Below are 18,072 nucleotides of genomic sequence, written 5' to 3'. Positions count from 1 at the left end.
CGCGTGCACACCACTGTTACGGCGGAGCCGGCCGGGCCGCCCGCGGGCCTCGGCGCGCTGCTCGTCCTCGCCGACGGCCGCTTCCCCGCCGGCGGGCACGCCCACTCCGGCGGCGCCGAGGCCGCCGTCGCGGCGGGCCGCATCACCGGCGCCGCTTCACTGGCGGACTTCTGCCGCGGCCGGCTCCACACCACCGGCCTCACCTCCGCCGCGCTGGCCGCCGCCGCGGCGGCCGGCGTGGACCCGCTCGCGCTCGACGACGCCGCCGACGCCCGTACCCCCTCCCCCGCCCTGCGCGCCGCCGCCCGGCGGCTCGGCCGGCAGCTGATGCGCGCGGCCCGTGCCGCCTGGCCGTCCGCCGCACTGGACGCCCTGGCCGCGGCCCGGCCGCGCGGCGCCCACCAGCCGGTGGTGCTCGGCCTCACGGCCCGCGCGGCGGGGCTGGGGCCGGCGGACGCCGCGTACGCCGCCGCGTACGAGTGCGTGAGCGGGCCGGCCACGGCGGCCGTACGCCTCCTCGGCCTGGACCCGTTCGACGCGACGGCGGTGCTCGCCCGGCTCGCGCCCGAGCTGGACCAGGTGGCCGCGCGGGCGGCGCGGGCCGCACGGCGGGCGGTGGACGAGGGGCCGGACGCACTGCCGTCCGCCTCGGCGCCCCTGCTCGACATCACGGCCGAGCAGCACGCGGCGTGGCCGGTGCGGCTCTTCGCGTCCTGAACCACCGCCTCCCCTACGTCACCTGCCGGCGAATGCTTGCGACTGCTTGCGACTGCTTGCGAAGGAGCCCCCATGCACCTGGACCACGACACGTCCTTCCCCCACCGCCACACCTACAGCGCGGCCTCCCCACTGCGCGCCGACGGCTCGCGCCGGGCGCTGCGGATCGGGCTGGGCGGCCCGGTCGGCTCGGGGAAGACGGCCACCGTGGCGGCGCTGTGCCGCGCACTGCGGGACGAGCTGTCGCTGGCGGTGGTGACCAATGACATCTACACGCGGGAGGACGCCGAGTTCCTGCTGCGGCACGCGGTGCTGCCGCCGGAGCGGATCACCGCCGTCGAGACGGGCGCCTGCCCGCACACCGCGATCCGTGACGACATCTCGGCCAACCTGGAGGCCGTGGAGGACCTGGAGGACGCCCTGGGCCCACTGGACCTGGTGCTGGTCGAGTCCGGGGGCGACAACCTCACCGCGACGTTCTCCAAGGGCCTGGTCGACGCGCAGGTCTTCGTCATCGACGTGGCGGGCGGCGACGACATCCCGCGCAAGGGCGGCCCCGGTATCACCACCGCCGACCTGCTGGTGGTCAACAAGACCGACCTCGCGCCGTATGTGGGGGCCGATCTGGAGACGATGGCCCGCGACGCGAAGGAGCGGCGCGGAGGGCTGCCGGTGGTGTTCACGTCGGTGACGGCCGAGGGCGGCGTGGAGCCGGTGCGCGCGTGGGTGGCCGGGCAGCTGGCGGCGTGGCGGGCGGCGGCCTGATGACGACGGTGCCGAGCGGGGCGCCGGCGGGCGCCCTCGTCGGGCCGGCCGGGGTGCGGGCGACCGCGCGGATCGTCGCCGTGCCGGACGGGCGGGGCGGTACGGCCCTGCCGGCGCTGGAGAGTGACGGCCCGCTGGCGCTGCGCCGGCTGCGGCCGGAGGGGCGGGAGGCGCGGGTCTGCCTGGTGGGGGCGATGAGCGCACCGCTCGGCGGGGACGCGCTGCGGCTGGAGGCGAGCGTGGCGGCGGACGCCGCGCTGCGCTTCACCACGGCCGCGGCCACCGTCGCGCTGCCCGGCCGGACGGGTGCCCCCGCGACGTACGACGTCCGGCTGGACGCGGGGGCGGGCGCCACGCTGTGCTGGCTGCCCGAGCCGCTGGTGTCGGCGCGCGGCAGCGACCTGCGGCAGACGACGTACGTGGAACTGGACGCCGGCGCGCGGTTGCTGCTGCGCGAGGTGCAGGTGCTGGGCCGGGCGGGCGAGCCCACGGGGCGGCTGGTGACCCGGCTGGTGGTGCGCCGGGCCGGGCGGCTGTTGCTCGACCAGGAGCTGGCGTACGGGGACGGGTGCCCGGGCTGGGACGGGGGCGCGGTGCTGGGCGGCCACCGCGCGGTGGGGCAGGTGGTCGTGGTGGACCCGGCCTTCGCGGACCGGCCGGTGCCGGCGCGCGTCCTGGGCCCGTCGGCGGTGGTGACGCCGCTGGCGGGGCCGGCGGCGCTGGTCACGGCGGTGGCGCCGGACGCGCTGGCGCTGGCCGGGGTGCTCGGTCCGGTGATGGAGGAGCTGGGCCCGTGCCCGCGTCCACAAGGGGGTGGAATGCGACATTCCACCCCCACCTACTCACAGGTAACTTCTGCCGCAGGTGCCGACGAGGCGGGGCAGTTCGCCCCACGAACCGCCGGTGCGGCGGGAATTGGGCCCCCCATGGCCTGTTCCCGACCCCACCCGGGATGAAAGGATTCCCCCGCAGACCGCGTGATCACCGCCGCAGACCAAGCGGCGCACCCAGCAGGGGGATTCCTACGTGAGACCAAACGCGATAGCCGGCGCGGCCGGAACCGTGGTGGCGAGCGCGCTCGTCGCCGGGTTCCTGGCCGCCCCGACGGCCTCCGCCGCCGAGTACGTGCCGGGCGGGGCCGCCGAGGCCAAGGGCGTGAAGATCGCTGCCGAGCGGGCGGCGAAGACGGGCGTGAAGTGGCAGGACTGCCCGGCCGACTGGGGGCTGGAGAAGCCCATCGAGTGCGGCTGGGTCACCGTGCCCGTCGACTACGCCAAGCCGAACGGCAAGACCATCAAGATCGCCGTGGACCGCGCCAAGTCCACCGGCACCGCCGCCGAGCGCCAGGGCTCGCTGGTGTACAACCCGGGCGGCCCGGGCGGCTCCGGCCTTCGCTTCCCCAAGCGGATCACGACCAAGAGCCCGCTGTGGGCGAAGACCGCCAAGGCGTACGACTTCGTCGGCTTCGACCCGCGCGGCGTCGGCCACTCCGCCCCGATCTCCTGCGTCGACCCGCAGGAGTTCGTCAAGGCGCCCAAGGCCGACCCGGTGCCGGGCAGCGAGGCCGACAAGCTCGCCCAGCGCAAGCTGGCCAAGGCGTACGCGGACGGCTGCGCCGAGCGCAGCGGCTGGATCCTGCCGTACCTCACCACGCCGAACACGGCCCGCGACATCGACGTCATCCGTGCCGCGCTCGGTGACAAGAAGCTCAACTACCTGGGCGTCTCGTACGGCACCTACATCGGCGCCGTCTACGGCACCCTCTTCCCGACGCACGTGCGCCGCCTGATCGTGGACAGCGTCGTCAACCCGGCCCAGGACAACATCTGGTACCAGGCCAACCTGGAGCAGGACGTCGCCTTCGAGGGCCGCTTCAAGGACTGGGAGAGCTGGGTCGCCAAGTACGACTCGGTCTTCCACATCGGCGACACGCGCGACAAGGTGCAGCGCGAGTGGGAGAAGCTGCGCGCCGCCGCCAAGAAGCAGCCCATCGGCGGGGTCGTCGGCCCGGCCGAGCTGATCAACTTCTTCCAGAGCGCCGCGTACTACGACTCGTCGTGGGTCCCGGTCGCGGACACCTGGAAGAAGTACCGCGCCGGTGACACCAAGGCGCTCGTCGAGGCCGCCGGCCCGAACCTGGCCGACCGCGCGGGCAACATCGCGTCGGAGAACAGCAACGCCGTCTACACGGCCGTCGAGTGCGCCGACGCCAAGTGGCCGACCAGCTGGAAGAAGTGGGACCGGGACAACACCCGCATCCACCAGAAGGCCCCGTTCATGACGTGGTCCAACGCCTGGATGAACCTCCCCTGCGCCACGTGGAAGGCCCCGCAGTCCACCCCCCTCGAGGTCACCACGCACAAGGGCCTGCCGGCGACGATGATCGTCCAGTCCACGCGTGACGCCGCCACCCCGTACCAGGGCGCGGTGGAGCTGCACAAGCGCTTCCGCGGCTCGCAGCTCATCACCGAGAAGGACGCCGGCTCCCACGGCGTCACGGGCCTCAAGAACCCCTGCATCAACGACCGCGTCGACGCCTACCTGCTCACGGGCAAGGTGGACGGCAAGGACGTGACGTGCGCCCCGCACGCCACCCCGGAGCCGCCGAAGGCGACCGCCGCGAAGTAAGCAACCCCGTGCACCCCGTGCCCCAGCTCCGTCCGGAGCTGGGGCACGCTGGTTTTACGCGGGCAGTGGCGGCTCTTGCAGCAGGGGGAGCCGGGGCCCGCGCAGGACGCCGATGGCGACGGTGGGTTCCATAAGCCGGGTGACGGGCGCGGAGAGCGTCAGGACGTCCAGGAGGGCGTGGCAGGTGGCGGCACGGCCGGTGGCGGTGAGCATGAGGCGGTCCATGTAGCCGCGCAGGAGCCTGGCCGCCGCGGGCGGCTGCGTGCCGATGGCGCCGGGGTACTGGATGTCCTGCCCCGTCGCGAGCTCCCAGGGGCTCTGGACGATGCCGCCGATGGTGCGCTGCACGGCCCGGGCGAACCCCGGCTCCCGCAGGTCGCGTCTGCCCAGTGCTGCGCGGAGAGCGGCTGCGCTGTGGGCGGCCACCGACATTCCCTGGCCGTAGATGGGGTTGTAGGTGGCGACCGCGTCGCCGAGCACGAGGAATCCTGCCAGCCATGCCTCGGCCTTCTCGTAGAGCCTGCGCCGGTTGACCGTGCTGTGGGTGACGTGCACGTCGCCGAGCGGTTCGGCCATGGTGATCAGGTCCCCGACGATCGGGTGGCGCACCTGCCGGGCGAAGGGGATGAATGCTTCGCCCGCCTTCGACGGGTGGCCGCCGCGTGTACCGGAGAGGGTGACCATCCAGCGGTGGTCCTCAATGGGCACCAGACTGGCCGACTGGCCCGGCACAGGTTGCCGTGCGTCCGGCTGGACGCCGACGACGGGGAACTCCTCCGTGCCGGCCGGTGCACGGAAGACACGTGTGGCGTAGGCGAGACCGGAATCGACGGCTTGCTCGGGCACCGCGGGGAACCCGAGGGCCGCCAGCCACTGCGGTGCGGAGGATCCGCGGCCACTGGCGTCGACGACGAGGTCCGCCTCAAGAGTGCGCTCCCTTCCGTCGCCGCCGTCCCGAAGGGTCACTCCGGTCACGCGCCGGCCGCTGCCCAGCAGGCCGGTGGCCTCCGTACCGTCGAGGAGGCCGATGCCGGGCAGCGCGAGGAGCTGCCGGCGGACGACGTGGTCGAGGAGGTCGCGAGAACAGGCGATCGCATACTGCATCTCGGGCCAGCGCCGGAGCCAGCCCTGGGCTGTGAGGGTCACCAGCCCGGTGGGAAGGGGTATGCGGCGTGCGCCGGCCCTGAGCCACTGCTCCTGCGTACCGGGCAGCAGCGACTCGATGGCGCGGGCGCCTCCGGAATACAGCAGGTGGACGTGCCGGGCCTGCGGTAATCCCCGCCGCGGGGCAGGACCGCCGGGGAGCCGGTCCCGTTCGACGACGGTGACGTCGGCGTACGGCACGAGCGCGGCGGCGGCGAGCATGCCGGCGAGGCTTCCGCCGAGGACGACGACGTGGTGACGAGGGGTATCAGGGGTCATGGGCAGGGCTCTCAGGTAGCGGGGTTCACGCAGCTCAGGGAAATGAACATATGACGAGAGGGACCCGGGCGGGGCCCCTCTCGTCGATTCCTGTGCTCGCCCGACCGGGCCGCCGTCAGACCACCTGCCGGTCGGCCACCGGCTCGGTCACGGCCGTCGTCGCACCGGGGGCGCGGCGCCCTGCGAGGGCCAGCAGGCCGACGATCAGCAGGGCCGCGAGGGAGGTCCCGGTCACCAGCCACATGGCAGCCTGGGTGCCCTGCGTGAACATACGGTCGAAGACGTCGGTGACCGCGCCGTCGCTCAGTGAGGTGTGATTCCGGATCAGTTCTCCTGCCTTCTCCGGGTCCCCGACCGCCTCGCGCACCCACGCCCCGGAGGGTGCCTGCCGGTCGGCGAGGGCGGCGGCCAGGCTGTCCTCGGCCTGCACCCGGTAGAGCACGATGCCCGCCGCGAGGCCGATCGCACCGCCCAGATTGTGGAAGGTCCAGGAGGACCCCATGGCCAGGCCGGCCTGACGTTCGGGCACCGAGGACAGGGCGGAGACGGTGGCTGGGCCGAGGATGCAGGCCCAGCCGATGCCCATGGCGGCCAGGGCCACGGCCACATACACGAGGGAGCTCCCTGGCGTCAGCCGCGTCAGCAGCAGCGCCGAGACGGTGAAGGCGGTGAAGCCCACGCAGAGCAGCTTGCGCGGTCCGTGGCGGTCGGTCAGGCGTCCGACGAAGGGCGACAGCGCCGCCATGACGGCGGTGCAGGGCAGCAGGAGCGCGCCGGTGGCGTACCCGCCGAATCCGTGCACCTCGTGCAGGTACAGCGGCATCAGGAACAGGACGGTGGTGTAGAAGCAGGCGAGCGCGAAGTCGGAGACGATCGCCGTCAGGAACGCCCGGTGCCGGAAGAGACCGAAGTTGATGATGGGGTCGGCGGCCCGGCGCTCGACGATGTGGAAGAGGACGAGGACGAGGAGGGCACCGCCCAGCAGGCCGAGCGTGCGCCCGCTCGACCAGCCCCAGGTGCCGCCGAGCGTGAAGGCCAGCACGACCGCGGGGATGCCCAGACTGATCAGCACGAGTCCGGTCCAGTCGACGCCGGGACCGGCCTGCTCGTTGCGCGACTCGCGGACGCTGAAGGAGCACAGGGCGAGGGCCAGGACGACCAGGGGAACGTTGATCCAGAAGACCCAGTGCCACCCCAGGGCGGAGACGATGACGCCGCCGAGCAGCGGCCCGATGGCCAGACCGACGCCGTTGACGCCGTACAGGGCACCGATGGCGCGGCCGCGCTGCGACTCGGGGAAGGCGTTCTGCACGATGGCTCCGGTGGAGGTGTACAGCACGGCCCCGGCAGCGCCCTGGGCGAACCGGAAGGCGATCAGCCACCCGGTGGTGGGCGCCAGGCCTGCGCCCAGGGAGGCCAGGCCGAAGACGACGGTGCCGATGTAGAGGACACGCCGCCGCCCATGGCTGTCGGCCAGGCGCCCCATCGTCACCATGAACATCGACAGCGCGACGATGAAGATGTTGACGATGAGCTGAAGGTCGGTCACGGACGCACCGAGATCCGCCTGGATCTGCGGGGCAGCGGTATTGACGATGGTCAGGTCTATACAGCCCAGAAAACTGATGAGACTGACGCCGGCGAATGCCCACCATTTACGGTCGGTTGTTTCGGTCACGGTGGCGTGTCCTCTACACGGTTTGACGGGAGCGGGCAGGCGGAAAATTCCGCCGGTGAATTAGGAGGCAGCTACTGGAGCGCCGGCCCGCTTCTTGAACTTCAGTGACAGCCAGCTACCCTTCCCGGGATATTCCCCGGTAACGAACAAGCGCTGGGTTTCGGCCATGGCCGCGGTCATCGGTTGCGGATAGATGACGTAGTCGTAGCCCTGGTGTGCCCACATGGGCATGATGATGGGGCATTCCTCGATGAGGTAGGACAGGCAGTTGCGGAACGCCACCTCGGTGTCGGCCTGCGGGTCCCGCGCCAGAAGTCGCTCGATGAACTTGCCGATCGTCGCGTGCACGGCCTCCCGGTAGGCAGGGTTCTGCGCGTACGCCTGCTCGACGCGCTGCCGGAAGCCGGGGTAGGACGGGTCCTGCAACGCCTCGTCCCAGCGCAGCACGTCATGGGCGACGGTCAGCCGGCCAAGGAGCTTGTCGTTGCGCTCCAGCCATTCGTCCCCTTCTCGGAGGGCCCTGGCATAGGCGTCCTCGGGACCGAGGCGGAGGTAGTTGGTGCGTTGCAGTGTGTCGGCCACAGCGACGGTCAGCTGCTGGAAGCCGCTGCGGTTGACCAGTTCGACTGTGGCACGGAGCTTGTCGCCCTCGTGGTAGCGCTGACCGACGCTCACCAGCAGGATGGCGCGCTTGCCGGAGAGGGACAGCTGTTTGGCGGCCAGGCCGAAGTTCGCCTTGGTCCGGCCGTCGACGACGTACTGGTCGGCGGCGCCGTCGACAGTGGTGCTCTCAGTGCTGTTCACCTTTGTTTCCCCCTTCAGCTCCACAGCTCCAGCGGGCGGTCCTGCCCGTAGTAACCAATGAAGTGGCCCAAGGTGATGCGCGGTTCGTCACCGGAGGGCCGAACGGCGTGGATCTGGCGGGGATTGAGCAACAGCAGGTCTCCGGGGGCGGGCTTGACGACCACGGCGGGCGGGCCGATCCTGTCCCGGTCGATGCCCCAGACGCGCTCGCCCCTGAGCTCGTCGTAGTCGCGCTCCCCCGGTTCGGTGCCCCACAGTTCGAGCTCGCCGCCCGAGCGCGGGATGTTGATGTAGATGTTGACCGACAACTGGGCCTTGAGTCCCTGGACGTGGCCCGGCGGAAGGTTCCGCTCGAGGGCGTCGGTGTGGGGGTTGAGGTCGACGTCCTTGTGCTGATAGCGGCAGATGCCGATGAACGCCTTCCGCCCGGCCATGTGCATGAGGTTGGCGCCCGGCTCCCAGGCTTCCTCGAGCAGCAGCCGCAGCACGTCGCTGGGCGAGGCGTACGGGGCGAAGAGGTCCCTCATGCGCTGGATGTTGTCGCGGGCTTCCTTGTGGTAGCGGTCGCGGGAGGTCTCGTCGCTTATCTCGGAATAGGCGAAGCCGATGCGCTGGAAAGCGGTGTCCTGACTCAGACCACCCCGGTCGGGGTGGTCCATGAGCTGCTCGCGGGCCATGGCGAGAGCTTCGGGGTGGACAAAGTTCGGAATGTGGACTGCTAATGCGGTTCCGTCCACAACGGACATGATGTCCTCGTGGGACAAGGCATGCGCAGTGGTGCGCTTAACAGTTGACATGTCAGCTCTCTTGGTAGGGGAAGCTGCTGCCGTCACCCGGGTCGCGAGCGATCAGTGGCCACTACACATGTTTTGTCGCGGGGTCGTCAACTGTCTTGTTGCTTGCTTTACGAGGCGTCGCCGGAAGTGGCTTGATCGGCCAGGTTCGGCCAAGATCTTTCCTTGACCGATGTAGGGTGAAAGTGGTTTGGTGGCGCTGATGACCCGGCATCACGACCGACGGTCGGAGCCGGGGACAGCGCCGCTCAGAACCCTCCCAGGTCCGCTGCGATCCAGTGTTCCGGCTGCATCGTGATGACCACGTGTTCGCCCAGCTGGGTCAGGTCGTATTCCACGAAGGCGGCGACCTTGTCCTCGGGGAGGTAGCGGGACGCCATCTGCCAGGCGTGTTCGCGGGTGTCCTTGGTCGTGGCCGTGACCGGGCCCTCCACCGAGACGTAGCGCACCGTCGGTTGGGTGCGTTGGACCATCAGGGTGAAGCGGCCCGCGGCGTGGATGGCGCGGGCCTTGCGGGAGTCGGGGCCGGTGCGGATCCAGAGGGGGCCGCCCGGGGTGTAGTGGTACCAGATGGGGATCGTGAGCGGGGCGCGGGAGGGGTGTTCGGTCACCGACAGGGCGCCGACGTGGGGTTCGGCCAGGAACTCTTCTCGTTCTCGTTGCGACAGGGTCATGAGTCCAGGATCACCTCCGCGACGTGGTCGCGGAACCAGCGGTGCGCCGGATCGGTCGCGTTGCGGGGGTGCCAGGCCATGCCCAGGTCGAGGGGTGCGAGGTCGAGGGGGATGGGGAAGGTGCGCAGGCCCAGGGCGGAGATCGTGCCGGTGAGCCAGCCGGCCAGGGTGATCGCCACCAGGTCCGTGTCCCGGGCGAGGATCATCGCGCCCGTGTGGCTGGGGACGATCACCGCGACCCGGCGCTGCAGGCCGAGTGCGGCGAGGGCGGTGTCGATGGGGCCGTGGCGCTTGCCGCGCCGGGAGATGCCGATGTGGTCGGCCTCGGCGAAGCGGCGGGCGTCGACCGGCCCGTCGAAGAGGGGATGACCGGCGCGCGCCACGCCGACCAGTTCCTTCCGCGCCAGCTGCCGCGTCCGCACCTCCGGGTCCAGGTGGCTCAGGACGCCCAGCTCGACGTCGATCCAGCCCTGCCGCAGCCCGGGACCGTCCTCCACCGACTCCGGCAGGAAGACCACGTCCACGTCCGGGGCCTCCCCGCGGAGCCGGTCGGTCAGCGGCCCCGCCAGGCCCGCCAGGAGCACGTCGGAGGCCTGCACGGTGAAGGTCCGCCGCAGGTGCCGCGGGTCGAAGCCGGCGCCCGGCCGCAGCACGTCGTCGCACGCGCGCAGCAACGCGCCGACCTCCTCGCGGAGTTCCAGCGCCCGCGGCGTCGGGACCAGGCCCTGTCCCGCACGCACCAGCAGCGGGTCGCCCACCGCCCGCCGCAGCCGGGCCAGCATGCGGCTGGCCGCCGCCGGCGACGTCCCGAGCCGCTCCGCGGCCCGCGTCACGCTGTTCTCCTGGAGCAGGGCGTCCAGTGCCCGTAGCAGGTTGAGATCCATCATCCCCTCCCCCCGGTCCTCGCCCCCAACTGCGGTTTTGCGCCCCGCGCAATGATGCCTTGTCAATTCTTGCATTGTTCGTGATGTACCCCCGCGCCGAGAGTGGAGGTGTTCCCAACCCACCCCGAGGAGTCCTCGATGCAGCAGTCCCCGCGCGCCGGCCGCCAGGGCGACGTCCTGGCCGTCGTCAGCCAGACCGGCCCGACCGTCTCGTTCTTCGACGCGGCCTCCGACCAGCACCTCGGCACGGTCGACATCCTCGCCGAACCGCACGAGTTGTGCTTCGACCCCACCCAGCGCCTGCTGTGGTGCGCCTCCGCGTACCACTCCGGCTACTACCACGCGAACAGCGGCCGCCGCACCCAGCTCACCGTCATCGACCCCGACACCCGCCGCGTCGTCGAGGTCGTCGACATCGCCCCCGAGCACGGCCCCCACGGGCTCGCGCTGGACGCGGCCCGCGGGCGCCTCTACGTCAGCGTGGAGGGCTCGGCGGACCGGCCCGGCGGCGTCGTGGTGATCGACACGCAGACCCGCCGCCCCATCGGCCGGATCGACACGGACGCGCCCGGCCCGCACTGGTTCGCCATCGACGCGGCCGGAACGACCGGCTACGCCACCAACAAGGAGGCGCCGTTCGTCTCCGTCGTGGACCTCGAGAAGGGCGTCCTCACCGCGAAGGCCGAGGTGCCGGGCAGCGAGGGGCTCGCCGTCTCCCCCGACGGCGCGTACGCCTACGTCGCCGCGCCCTACGCCGCCTTCTCCGGCCCCGCCGACGGGGAGCCGCCGGCCACGGGGATCCGCGTCGTCGACGGGCGCACCGCGTCCGTCACCGGCCTCCTGCCCACCGACGGCACCGTCATACCCGTCCACCTGACGTCCACCGGGAAGCTGCTCGCGGGCGAGCTGCGCATGGCCCCCGACCCGGCGTCCGAGCTCGGACGCCACGCACCGGGCCGGCTCACCGTGTTCTCCGCCGCCACCCACGAGCGCCTGGGCGAGCTGGAGGTGGGGCTCTGCCCGCTCACCATCACCTCGTCGCCCGACGGCCGGATCGGCTACGTGTCGTCCATCCTCTCCTCCACCGTCGACATCGTCGACCTGGAGACCCTGGAGCGCCTCGCCCGGCTCGACATCCCCAGGCGCGGCGAGTCCGGCGCCCACGGCCTGGCCTACGTGCCGCGCCCGGCCTGACCGGGCCCGGTGCGGCCCGGCCGGGTGACGTCCTTCCCCCGGCCGGGCGACCGCACGGTGCGCGTGCTTGCCCCGGCGGGGCGGGCGCGGTGGCGTGGCGGACAGGACCGTGCCCGGGAGGTCACCCCATGTCCCTACGCACCGCCGCGGCCGCCACGGCGACCGTCAGCGCCCTGCTCGCCCTGCCGCTGGCGCCCGCGCGGGGCGCCGACGGGCAGGGCGAGGGGCGGTTGTTCCTCACCGTCTCCGGCTCGCGGAACACCTGGATCCGCGGCGTGGAGCTGGTCTGCCCCGGGGCCGGCGGGCACCATCCGCACGCGGCGGAGGCATGCGCCGGCCTGGAGCAGGGCCGCGGGCGGCCCGACGCCCGGCCGACGGCGGCCGGCGAGCGGGTGTGCACGATGGAGCACGACCCCGTCACGGCCTCCGCCGACGGCAGCTGGCGCGGCGCGCCCGTCGCCTGGCGCCGGACGTTCCCCAACGCGTGCGCCCTGGACACCGCCACCGGCCCCGTCTTCCGGTTCTGAACGGCACCCGGACGTCATCCGGACGCTCTCCGGACGCCCTCCGGGCATCGTCCCGACGTCAGGTGCCCCGGGCCGCCAGCGTGCCGATCGTGGCCAGGCCCAGCACCGCCCACGTCAGCCAGAGCCAGCCGTTGTTGCCGAGCGTCACCGTGTAGGCGGTCACCAGGACCAGTCCGCCGACGGTCAGCCCCGTCATCGTCTTCGCCTGCCCGGGCATCGCGGCCACCTCCTCGTCCTCCGGCCTCGTCCTCCGGCGGCCGGCGGTGTCCCGTGCAAACGCGCGGGCCGCGGCCGGAAGACCATGGTCTCCCCGCCGCGGCCCGTACCGCCATACCTGTGCCGCGTCAGCGGCTGCGCGCGTCGAGCGACGCCAGGTAGGCGTTGTACGCCGCCAGCTCCTTGTCGCCGTCGCGGTCGGCGGCCCGGTCGCTGCGCCGCGCCTGCCGCTGCTCCGAGCGGTACCACTGGAAGACCAGCGCCAGCAGGACCAGTACCGACGGGATCTCGCTGAACGCCCAGGCGATGCCGCCGCCCGCCTTCTGGTCGTCCAGCGCGTCGATGCCCAGGGACGCCGGCGGGTGCATGTACGTGCCGATCATGGGCTCGGAGGCCATCATCAGGGCGATGCCGAAGAAGGCGTGGAAGGGCATGCCGGCGAACAGCTCCAGCATCCGCATCACGTAGCCCGGCCGGTGCGGGCCGGGGTCGACGCCCATGATGGGCCAGAAGAAGACCAGGCCGACGGCCAGGAAGTGGACCATCATCGCGATGTGCCCGGTGCGGCTCTCCATGAGGAAGTCGAAGAGCGGCGTGAAGTACAGCGCGTACAGGCTCGCGATGAACATGGGGATGGTGAACGCGGGGTGCGTGATGATGCGCATGTAGCGGCTGTGCAGCAGCGCCACCAGCAGCTCGCGGGGGCCCTTGCGGCCGCGCCCGGCGGCCGGGAGGGCGCGCAGGGTCAGCGTCACGGGCGCGCCGAGGAGGATGAGGATCGGCGACAGCATGCTGATGACCATGTGCTGGACCATGTGCACGCTGAACATCACCATGCCGTAGTCGTTCAGCTTGGTGCACATCATCAGCGCCACGCTCAGCACGCCGAGCGCGAACGCGATCACCCGGCCCACCGGCCACGCGTCGCCGCGCCGCCGCAGCCGGACCACGCCCCAGCCGTACAGGGCCAGTCCCAGCAGGCAGCCGACCATGAAGAACGGTTCACTGCTGAACTGCAGGGCCCGCCCCAGCGTGAACGGCGGCATGTCCATGTGCATCATGCCGTGCCCGCTGTGATCCATCCGCTCTCTCCCGTTTCGCACCGATGCGCCGGGACAAGACTAGAGGCGGCGCCCGTCCCGGTCGCCGCCGGGGCGGTGGTCGGAGCGCTCAGAGCACGCAGTCGGCCTCGGCGTAGCGCTCGGCCGGGACGGTCTTGAGCTCCTGCGTGGCGTCGGCCAGCGGCACGAGGTGGATGCCGGTGCCGCGCAGGGCCGTCATCGTGCCGTACGCGCCGGCGTGCACGGCCTCGACGGCGTGCCAGCCGAAGCGGGTGGCGAGGACGCGGTCGTACGCGGTGGGGGTACCGCCGCGCTGGACGTGGCCGAGGATGACGGGCCGGGCCTCCTTGCCCAGGCGCCGTTCCAGTTCGGCGGAGAGCTGCCGGGCCACGCCGGCGAAGCGTTCGTGGCCGTACGCGTCGGTGTCGCCGGTCTCGAAGGGCATGGAGCCGGCGGCGGGCTTGGCGCCCTCGGCGGCCACGACGATCGCGAAGCGTTCGCCGGCGGCGAAGCGCCGGGCGACCCGTTCGGTGAGGCGGTCGATGTCGAAGGGGCGCTCGGGCACGACGACGACGTGGGCGCCGGCGGCGAGACCGGCGTGCAGGGCGATCCAGCCGGTGTGGCGGCCCATCACCTCGACGACGAGGACGCGCTGGTGGGACTCGGCGGTGGTCTTGAGCCGGTCGAGGGCGTCGGTGGCCACGCCCACGGCGGTGTCGAAGCCGAAGGTGAGGTCGGTGCCGGCGATGTCGTTGTCGATGGTCTTGGGGACGCCGACGAGGGGCAGCCCGGCGTCCGAGAGCAGCCGGGCGGCCTTGAGGGTGCCCTCGCCGCCGATGGGGATCACGGCGTCGAGGCCGAGCGTGGCGACGTTGTCCAGGGCCCGCTGGACCCCGTCGACGAGCTGTCCGGGCCGGACGCGGGAGGAGCCGAGGAGGGTGCCGCCGGTGGCGAGCACGCCCGAGACGGCGTCGAGGTCGAGTTTGCGGCAGTCGGCCTCCAGGAGGCCGCGCCAGCCGTCGTGGAAGCCGATGACGTCGTCGCCGTGGTCGACGACGGCGCGGTGCACGACGGAGCGGATGACGGCGTTGAGGCCGGGGCAGTCGCCGCCGGAGGTGAGGACACCGATGCGCATACGGAAGTCACCTGTCCGATACGAGGGGGGCCTGGCCCGGACCCCGTTGTCCGGCGCGCTGCTGCGGTGGTTCCCCGCCACCCTAGCCGTCCGGGGTGGCGGGGACCGTGACCGTCCGCTATGCGGGCTGTGTCGCGGCGGCGATGCGCTCGTTGCGCAGCGCCTCGTACCAGCGGTCGTCGACCGGCGGCAGCGCGTTGACGTCGAGCGCCAGGCGGATCAGCAGGTCGGCGATGTGCGGGTTGCGGGCCATGACGGGGCCGTGCATGTACGTGCCGAAGACGGTCTCGTTGAACGCGCCCTCGGTGCCGTCGCCGGTGCCGTTGCCGTTGCCGAACCGGACCCGGGCGAAGGGGCGGGCCGTGGGGCCCAGGTGGGTGACGCCCTGGTGGTTCTCGAACCCGGTCAGCGGCGGCAGGCCGAGCTGCGGGTCGATGTCGGCGAGCACGTCGCCGACGCAGCGCTCGCCCTCGCCGCGGGTGCTGATGACGTCCAGCAGGCCCAGGCCCTGCTCGCGCCGGCCGAGGTCGTTGACGAACTCGTGGCCCAGGATCTGGTAGCCGGCGCACACCGAGAAGACGATGGCGCCGTTGGCCACGGCCCGGTTCAGGCCGCCGTCGCGGCGCAGCCGCTCCGCGGCGAGCCGCTGCGGCCGGTCCTCGCCGCCACCGATCAGGTAGATGTCGCCCGAGGTGGGGATCTGCTGGTCGGAGCGGACGTCGACGCGCTGGACGTCCAGCCGGCGCTGCCGGGCGCGGCGCTCCAGGACCAGGACGTTGCCCTGGTCGCCGTAGGTGCTGAGCAGGTCGGGGTAGACCCACACCACACGCAGACTGTTCTGGCTCATATCGGTCCTCGGAGGGGGTCAGTTGCCGACGCGGCGGCGGATGTCCTGGAAGGCGGTGTAGTTGGCGATGACCTCGACCTTGCCGGGCGGGGCCATCTGCACCGCCTCGTCGAAGGTCTCGCAGACCCGGAAGTCCACCTCCGCGACCTCCAGGCGGACGGCGAGGTCGAGCTTGCGGTCGCCGATGACCATGATGGGGTGGCCGGCGAGGCGGGCGTAGTCGACGTCCCAGAGCCAGGAGGTGTCGGTGCCGTCGGCGCCGCGCGCGTTGACCGAGAGGATCACCGGGGCCGGGGGGCCGTCGATGAGCGAGAAGGTCTCCAGCCAGCCGGCGGGGTTCTTCGCCAGCAGCAGGCGGCAGTCGCGGCCGAGGAAGTTGACCACGTCGTAGCGGCCGGCGACGGCCTGGACCTGGTACATCCGCTCCAGCGCGACCTGCGGCGGCACGCCGAAGGTGGCGGCCACGGCGGCCGAGGTGGTGGCGTTGGCCTTGTTGGCCCGGCCGGGCAGCTGGAGGTGGATGGGCCACGCCGAGCCGTGCGGGTCGAGGACGTAGTCGCCCGACAGCGCCCAGCTGGGGGTGGGCCGCCTGAAGCCGCACTCGCCGCAGAACCAGTCGTCGCCGGGGCGCTGCATCACGCCGCCGCACGACGGGCAGGACCAGGCGTCGTCCTTCCACTCCTGGCCGGCGGCCACCCACACCACGTTCGCCGAGGAGGAGGCCGCCCACACCACGAGCGGGTCGTCGGCGTTGGCGATGATCACCGCCTTGGTGCCGGCCAGGCCCTCGCGCCACTTCTCGGCGAGCATGCGGGTCTCCGCCGCCCGGTCGAGCTGGTCGCGCGAGAGGTTCAGCAGCGCTATGGCCTTGGGGGCGACGTCACGGGCGACGGTCGCCAGGTACTTCTCGTCCACCTCGATGACGCCGTAGCGGGCGTCCGAGCCGCCCGCCAGGGCCGAGGTGATGCCTGCGGGCATGTTCGCGCCCAGCGCGTTGGACACCACCGGGCCGCTGGCCCGCAGTGCCTCGGCGATCAGCCGGGTCGTGGTCGTCTTGCCGTTGGTGGCCGACACCAGGACCACGTCCAGGTGGGTTGCCAGCCGGGCCAGCAGGTCCGGGTCGAGCTTGAGCGCGACCTTCCCGCCGATCACCGACCCGCTGCCGCGGCCCGCGGCGCGCGACACCGCCGCAGCCGCCTTGCCCGCCGTCACGGCCAGCTTGGCCCGCGGCGACAGCGGCCCCGAGTTGCCTGCCATCGTCCTAGATCCTCCTTGCATCCGGCGCCGCCGCCTGTCCCTGGTCAGCCGGTGGAACGCCCCCTCCGCGCCGAACGCCGGCCAGGAGGCCGCGGTCGGGGATCAGCCTATCGAGATCCGGCCGCGGGCCCGAACCCGCGGCCGGGGGAAGAGCCGGGAAACGTACGCTGGTGGCCATGCGACGAGGCTCCATACCCGGCACTTCGGGACGAGTACGACCCCTGCGGCTGCTGGGCGACACCGGTCTGGCGGCACCCTGCGAGGAGGTGACGGACTTCGGGCCGGACCTGGCCCGCCTCGTGGAGGACATGTTCGCCACCATGTACGCGGCCGGCGGGGTGGGGCTCGCGGCCAACCAGGTGGGGGTGGGGCTGCGCGTTTTCGTGTACGACTGCCCGGACGACGAGGACCGGCGCCATCTCGGCCACGTGGTGAACCCCCGCCTGGTGAGCACGGACGGCGTCGTGCTGCGCGGCCCGGAGGGCTGCCTGTCGCTGCCGGGCCTGGAGGCAGGGACGCCGCGCTTCGACGAGGCCGTCGTGGAGGGCTTCACCCTGGACGGGCGGCCGGTGCGGGTGGAGGGCAGCGGGTTCTTCGCCCGGTGCCTCCAGCACGAGTGCGACCACCTGGACGGCGGGCTGTACGTGGACCGGCTGACGGGGTGGCGCCGGCGGCGCACCCTGCGGGCGGCGCGGCGCGCGCCGTGGGCCGCCGAGGCCGGCTGAGCCGGCGGCCGGCGGAGGGGCCGGGCCCCTCCGCGCGGCCCCACCGGTGCCCCTCCCACGGCCGTCAGAGCCCCGGGCCGCCCTGCCGGTCGCCGCACGCGGCCAGCCGGCCCCACAGCAGGTCGGTGAGGTGGCGTACCAGGGCCTCGCGGCTGATCGGACGCTCGCGCAGCCACCAGTCCCCCGCCGCGTGCATCATGCCGACGATGCCGTGGCCCCACACGCGGGCCCGCTCCTCGCCCTCCGGGCCGAGGTCGACCCGCTCGGCCACCACCTGGGCCAGCTCCTCGCCCATGCGGCGGAGCAGCGGCGCGGAGTGCCGGCCGACGTCGAAGCCCTGGTCCGTGGCTTCGCCGGCGGACTCCTCGGCCGGGTGCATGAGGAAGCGGTACACCTGCGGCCGTGCCTCGATCGCGGCGAGGTACGTGCCGAGCGTGGTCTCGACGCGCTCGCGCCGGCCCGTGGGCGCGTCCAGGGCGGACCGCAGGCCCTCCAGGAGCGCCTCGGTGTGGCGTTCGGCGAGCGCCCGGTAGAGGCCGCCCTTGTCGCCGAAGTGCCGGTAGAGGATCGGCTTGGTGATGCCGGCCTCGGCGGCGATGGCGTTCATCGAGGCCCCCGGCCCGTCCCGGAGGACCACGCGGTCCGCGGCCTCCAGCAGTTCCCTGCGGCGCCGCTCCGCGGCCCGCAGCTGGTCCTCCCGCTGACTGGTCTCCATCTGCGCCTCCCACCCCTGTCTTTCTCGAA

At 72.6% G+C, this 18,072-nt stretch carries 19 protein-coding genes; 7 read left to right on the top strand and 12 right to left on the bottom strand.

Annotated elements, in window-relative coordinates:
- The first annotated feature begins 3 nt into the window (after positions 1–3).
- From IE305_RS04815 to IE305_RS04800, 4 genes are all read left to right on the top strand, one after another.
- Positions 4–717 (top strand): urease accessory protein UreF, encoded by a 714-nt coding sequence (locus IE305_RS04815; protein ID WP_229890532.1) that lies wholly within the window; start codon positions 4–6, stop codon positions 715–717.
- Positions 718–789: 72 nt separating this feature from the next.
- Positions 790–1,482, top strand: a complete 693-nt coding sequence (gene ureG / locus IE305_RS04810; protein ID WP_190128072.1) for an urease accessory protein UreG — start codon at positions 790–792, stop codon at positions 1,480–1,482.
- On the top strand, positions 1,440–2,438 hold the full coding sequence (locus IE305_RS04805; RefSeq protein WP_308440227.1) for an urease accessory protein UreD: 999 nt from the start codon (positions 1,440–1,442) through the stop codon (positions 2,436–2,438). The genes ureG and IE305_RS04805 overlap by 43 nt, the downstream gene beginning before the upstream one ends.
- Before the next feature lie 70 nt (positions 2,439–2,508).
- The gene (locus tag IE305_RS04800) at positions 2,509–4,110 is read left to right on the top strand and encodes an alpha/beta hydrolase (protein ID WP_229890530.1); all 1,602 of its coding nucleotides are present in this window, start codon (positions 2,509–2,511) and stop codon (positions 4,108–4,110) included.
- 54 nt (positions 4,111–4,164) lie between these two features.
- Here the strand turns inward: IE305_RS04800 and IE305_RS04795 are convergent, their stop codons facing one another.
- The 6 genes from IE305_RS04795 to IE305_RS04770 all read right to left on the bottom strand — a co-directional run bounded on the left by IE305_RS04795 (position 4,165) and on the right by IE305_RS04770 (position 10,366).
- Positions 4,165–5,532 (bottom strand): NAD(P)/FAD-dependent oxidoreductase, encoded by a 1,368-nt coding sequence (locus tag IE305_RS04795; protein ID WP_190128071.1) that lies wholly within the window; start codon positions 5,530–5,532, stop codon positions 4,165–4,167.
- Between the two features lie 115 nt (positions 5,533–5,647).
- On the bottom strand, positions 5,648–7,210 hold the full coding sequence (locus IE305_RS04790) for an MFS transporter (protein ID WP_190128070.1): 1,563 nt from the start codon (positions 7,208–7,210) through the stop codon (positions 5,648–5,650).
- Positions 7,211–7,270: 60 nt separating this feature from the next.
- Entirely contained in the window at positions 7,271–8,014 is a 744-nt protein-coding gene (locus IE305_RS04785) for a tRNA-dependent cyclodipeptide synthase (protein WP_190128069.1), read from the bottom strand.
- A 14-nt stretch (positions 8,015–8,028) separates the two neighbouring features.
- Positions 8,029–8,760: a 2OG-Fe(II) oxygenase family protein gene (locus IE305_RS04780; RefSeq protein ID WP_373311511.1), complete on the bottom strand. Its 732-nt coding sequence runs from the start codon at positions 8,758–8,760 to the stop codon at positions 8,029–8,031.
- A 296-nt stretch (positions 8,761–9,056) separates the two neighbouring features.
- Positions 9,057–9,482, bottom strand: coding sequence for a pyridoxamine 5'-phosphate oxidase family protein (locus IE305_RS04775; protein WP_190128067.1), 426 nt, complete (start codon positions 9,480–9,482; stop codon positions 9,057–9,059).
- Entirely contained in the window at positions 9,479–10,366 is an 888-nt protein-coding gene (locus IE305_RS04770; RefSeq protein WP_190128225.1) for a LysR family transcriptional regulator, read from the bottom strand. The genes IE305_RS04775 and IE305_RS04770 overlap by 4 nt, the downstream gene beginning before the upstream one ends.
- Positions 10,367–10,504: 138 nt before the next feature.
- Here IE305_RS04770 and IE305_RS04765 point away from each other — a divergent pair, with 138 nt between their 5' ends.
- Both IE305_RS04765 and IE305_RS04760 read left to right on the top strand, forming a co-directional pair.
- Positions 10,505–11,560, top strand: a complete 1,056-nt coding sequence (locus IE305_RS04765; protein ID WP_190128066.1) for a YncE family protein — start codon at positions 10,505–10,507, stop codon at positions 11,558–11,560.
- Between the two features lie 128 nt (positions 11,561–11,688).
- Complete coding sequence (locus IE305_RS04760; RefSeq protein ID WP_190128065.1) at positions 11,689–12,087, top strand: SSI family serine proteinase inhibitor; 399 nt, start codon at positions 11,689–11,691, stop codon at positions 12,085–12,087.
- A gap of 58 nt (positions 12,088–12,145) precedes the next feature.
- On the opposite strand, the gene IE305_RS04755 is transcribed toward IE305_RS04760, so the two are convergent.
- The 5 genes from IE305_RS04755 to IE305_RS04735 form a co-directional block, all read right to left on the bottom strand.
- The gene (locus IE305_RS04755; protein WP_190128236.1) at positions 12,146–12,313 is read right to left on the bottom strand and encodes a hypothetical protein; all 168 of its coding nucleotides are present in this window, start codon (positions 12,311–12,313) and stop codon (positions 12,146–12,148) included.
- Positions 12,314–12,431: 118 nt separating this feature from the next.
- The gene (locus IE305_RS04750; protein ID WP_190128064.1) at positions 12,432–13,385 is read right to left on the bottom strand and encodes a cytochrome c oxidase assembly protein; all 954 of its coding nucleotides are present in this window, start codon (positions 13,383–13,385) and stop codon (positions 12,432–12,434) included.
- Positions 13,386–13,473: 88 nt separating this feature from the next.
- Positions 13,474–14,499 (bottom strand): 6-phosphofructokinase, encoded by a 1,026-nt coding sequence (locus IE305_RS04745; protein ID WP_190128063.1) that lies wholly within the window; start codon positions 14,497–14,499, stop codon positions 13,474–13,476.
- Positions 14,500–14,617: 118 nt separating this feature from the next.
- Positions 14,618–15,346 carry a type 1 glutamine amidotransferase gene (locus tag IE305_RS04740; protein ID WP_190128062.1) on the bottom strand — a complete coding sequence of 243 codons (729 nt, stop codon included), beginning with the start codon at positions 15,344–15,346 and terminating at the stop codon, positions 14,618–14,620.
- A gap of 18 nt (positions 15,347–15,364) precedes the next feature.
- A complete protein-coding gene (locus IE305_RS04735) occupies positions 15,365–16,603 on the bottom strand; it encodes a MurT ligase domain-containing protein (protein ID WP_190128061.1) in 1,239 nt (412 codons plus the stop codon).
- 176 nt (positions 16,604–16,779) lie between these two features.
- Here IE305_RS04735 and def point away from each other — a divergent pair, with 176 nt between their 5' ends.
- Positions 16,780–17,328 carry a peptide deformylase gene (gene def, locus IE305_RS04730; protein ID WP_190128060.1) on the top strand — a complete coding sequence of 183 codons (549 nt, stop codon included), beginning with the start codon at positions 16,780–16,782 and terminating at the stop codon, positions 17,326–17,328.
- A gap of 64 nt (positions 17,329–17,392) precedes the next feature.
- Here def and IE305_RS04725 read toward each other — a convergent pair whose 3' ends face one another.
- Complete coding sequence (locus IE305_RS04725; protein ID WP_190128059.1) at positions 17,393–18,043, bottom strand: TetR/AcrR family transcriptional regulator; 651 nt, start codon at positions 18,041–18,043, stop codon at positions 17,393–17,395.
- Between the last annotated feature and the right edge of the window lie 29 nt (positions 18,044–18,072).

This window comes from Streptomyces mashuensis (genome assembly GCF_014654785.1).
Taxonomy (GTDB): Bacteria; Actinomycetota; Actinomycetes; order Streptomycetales; family Streptomycetaceae; genus Streptomyces; species Streptomyces mashuensis.
This window is presented reverse-complemented; position numbering and strand designations above follow the sequence as displayed.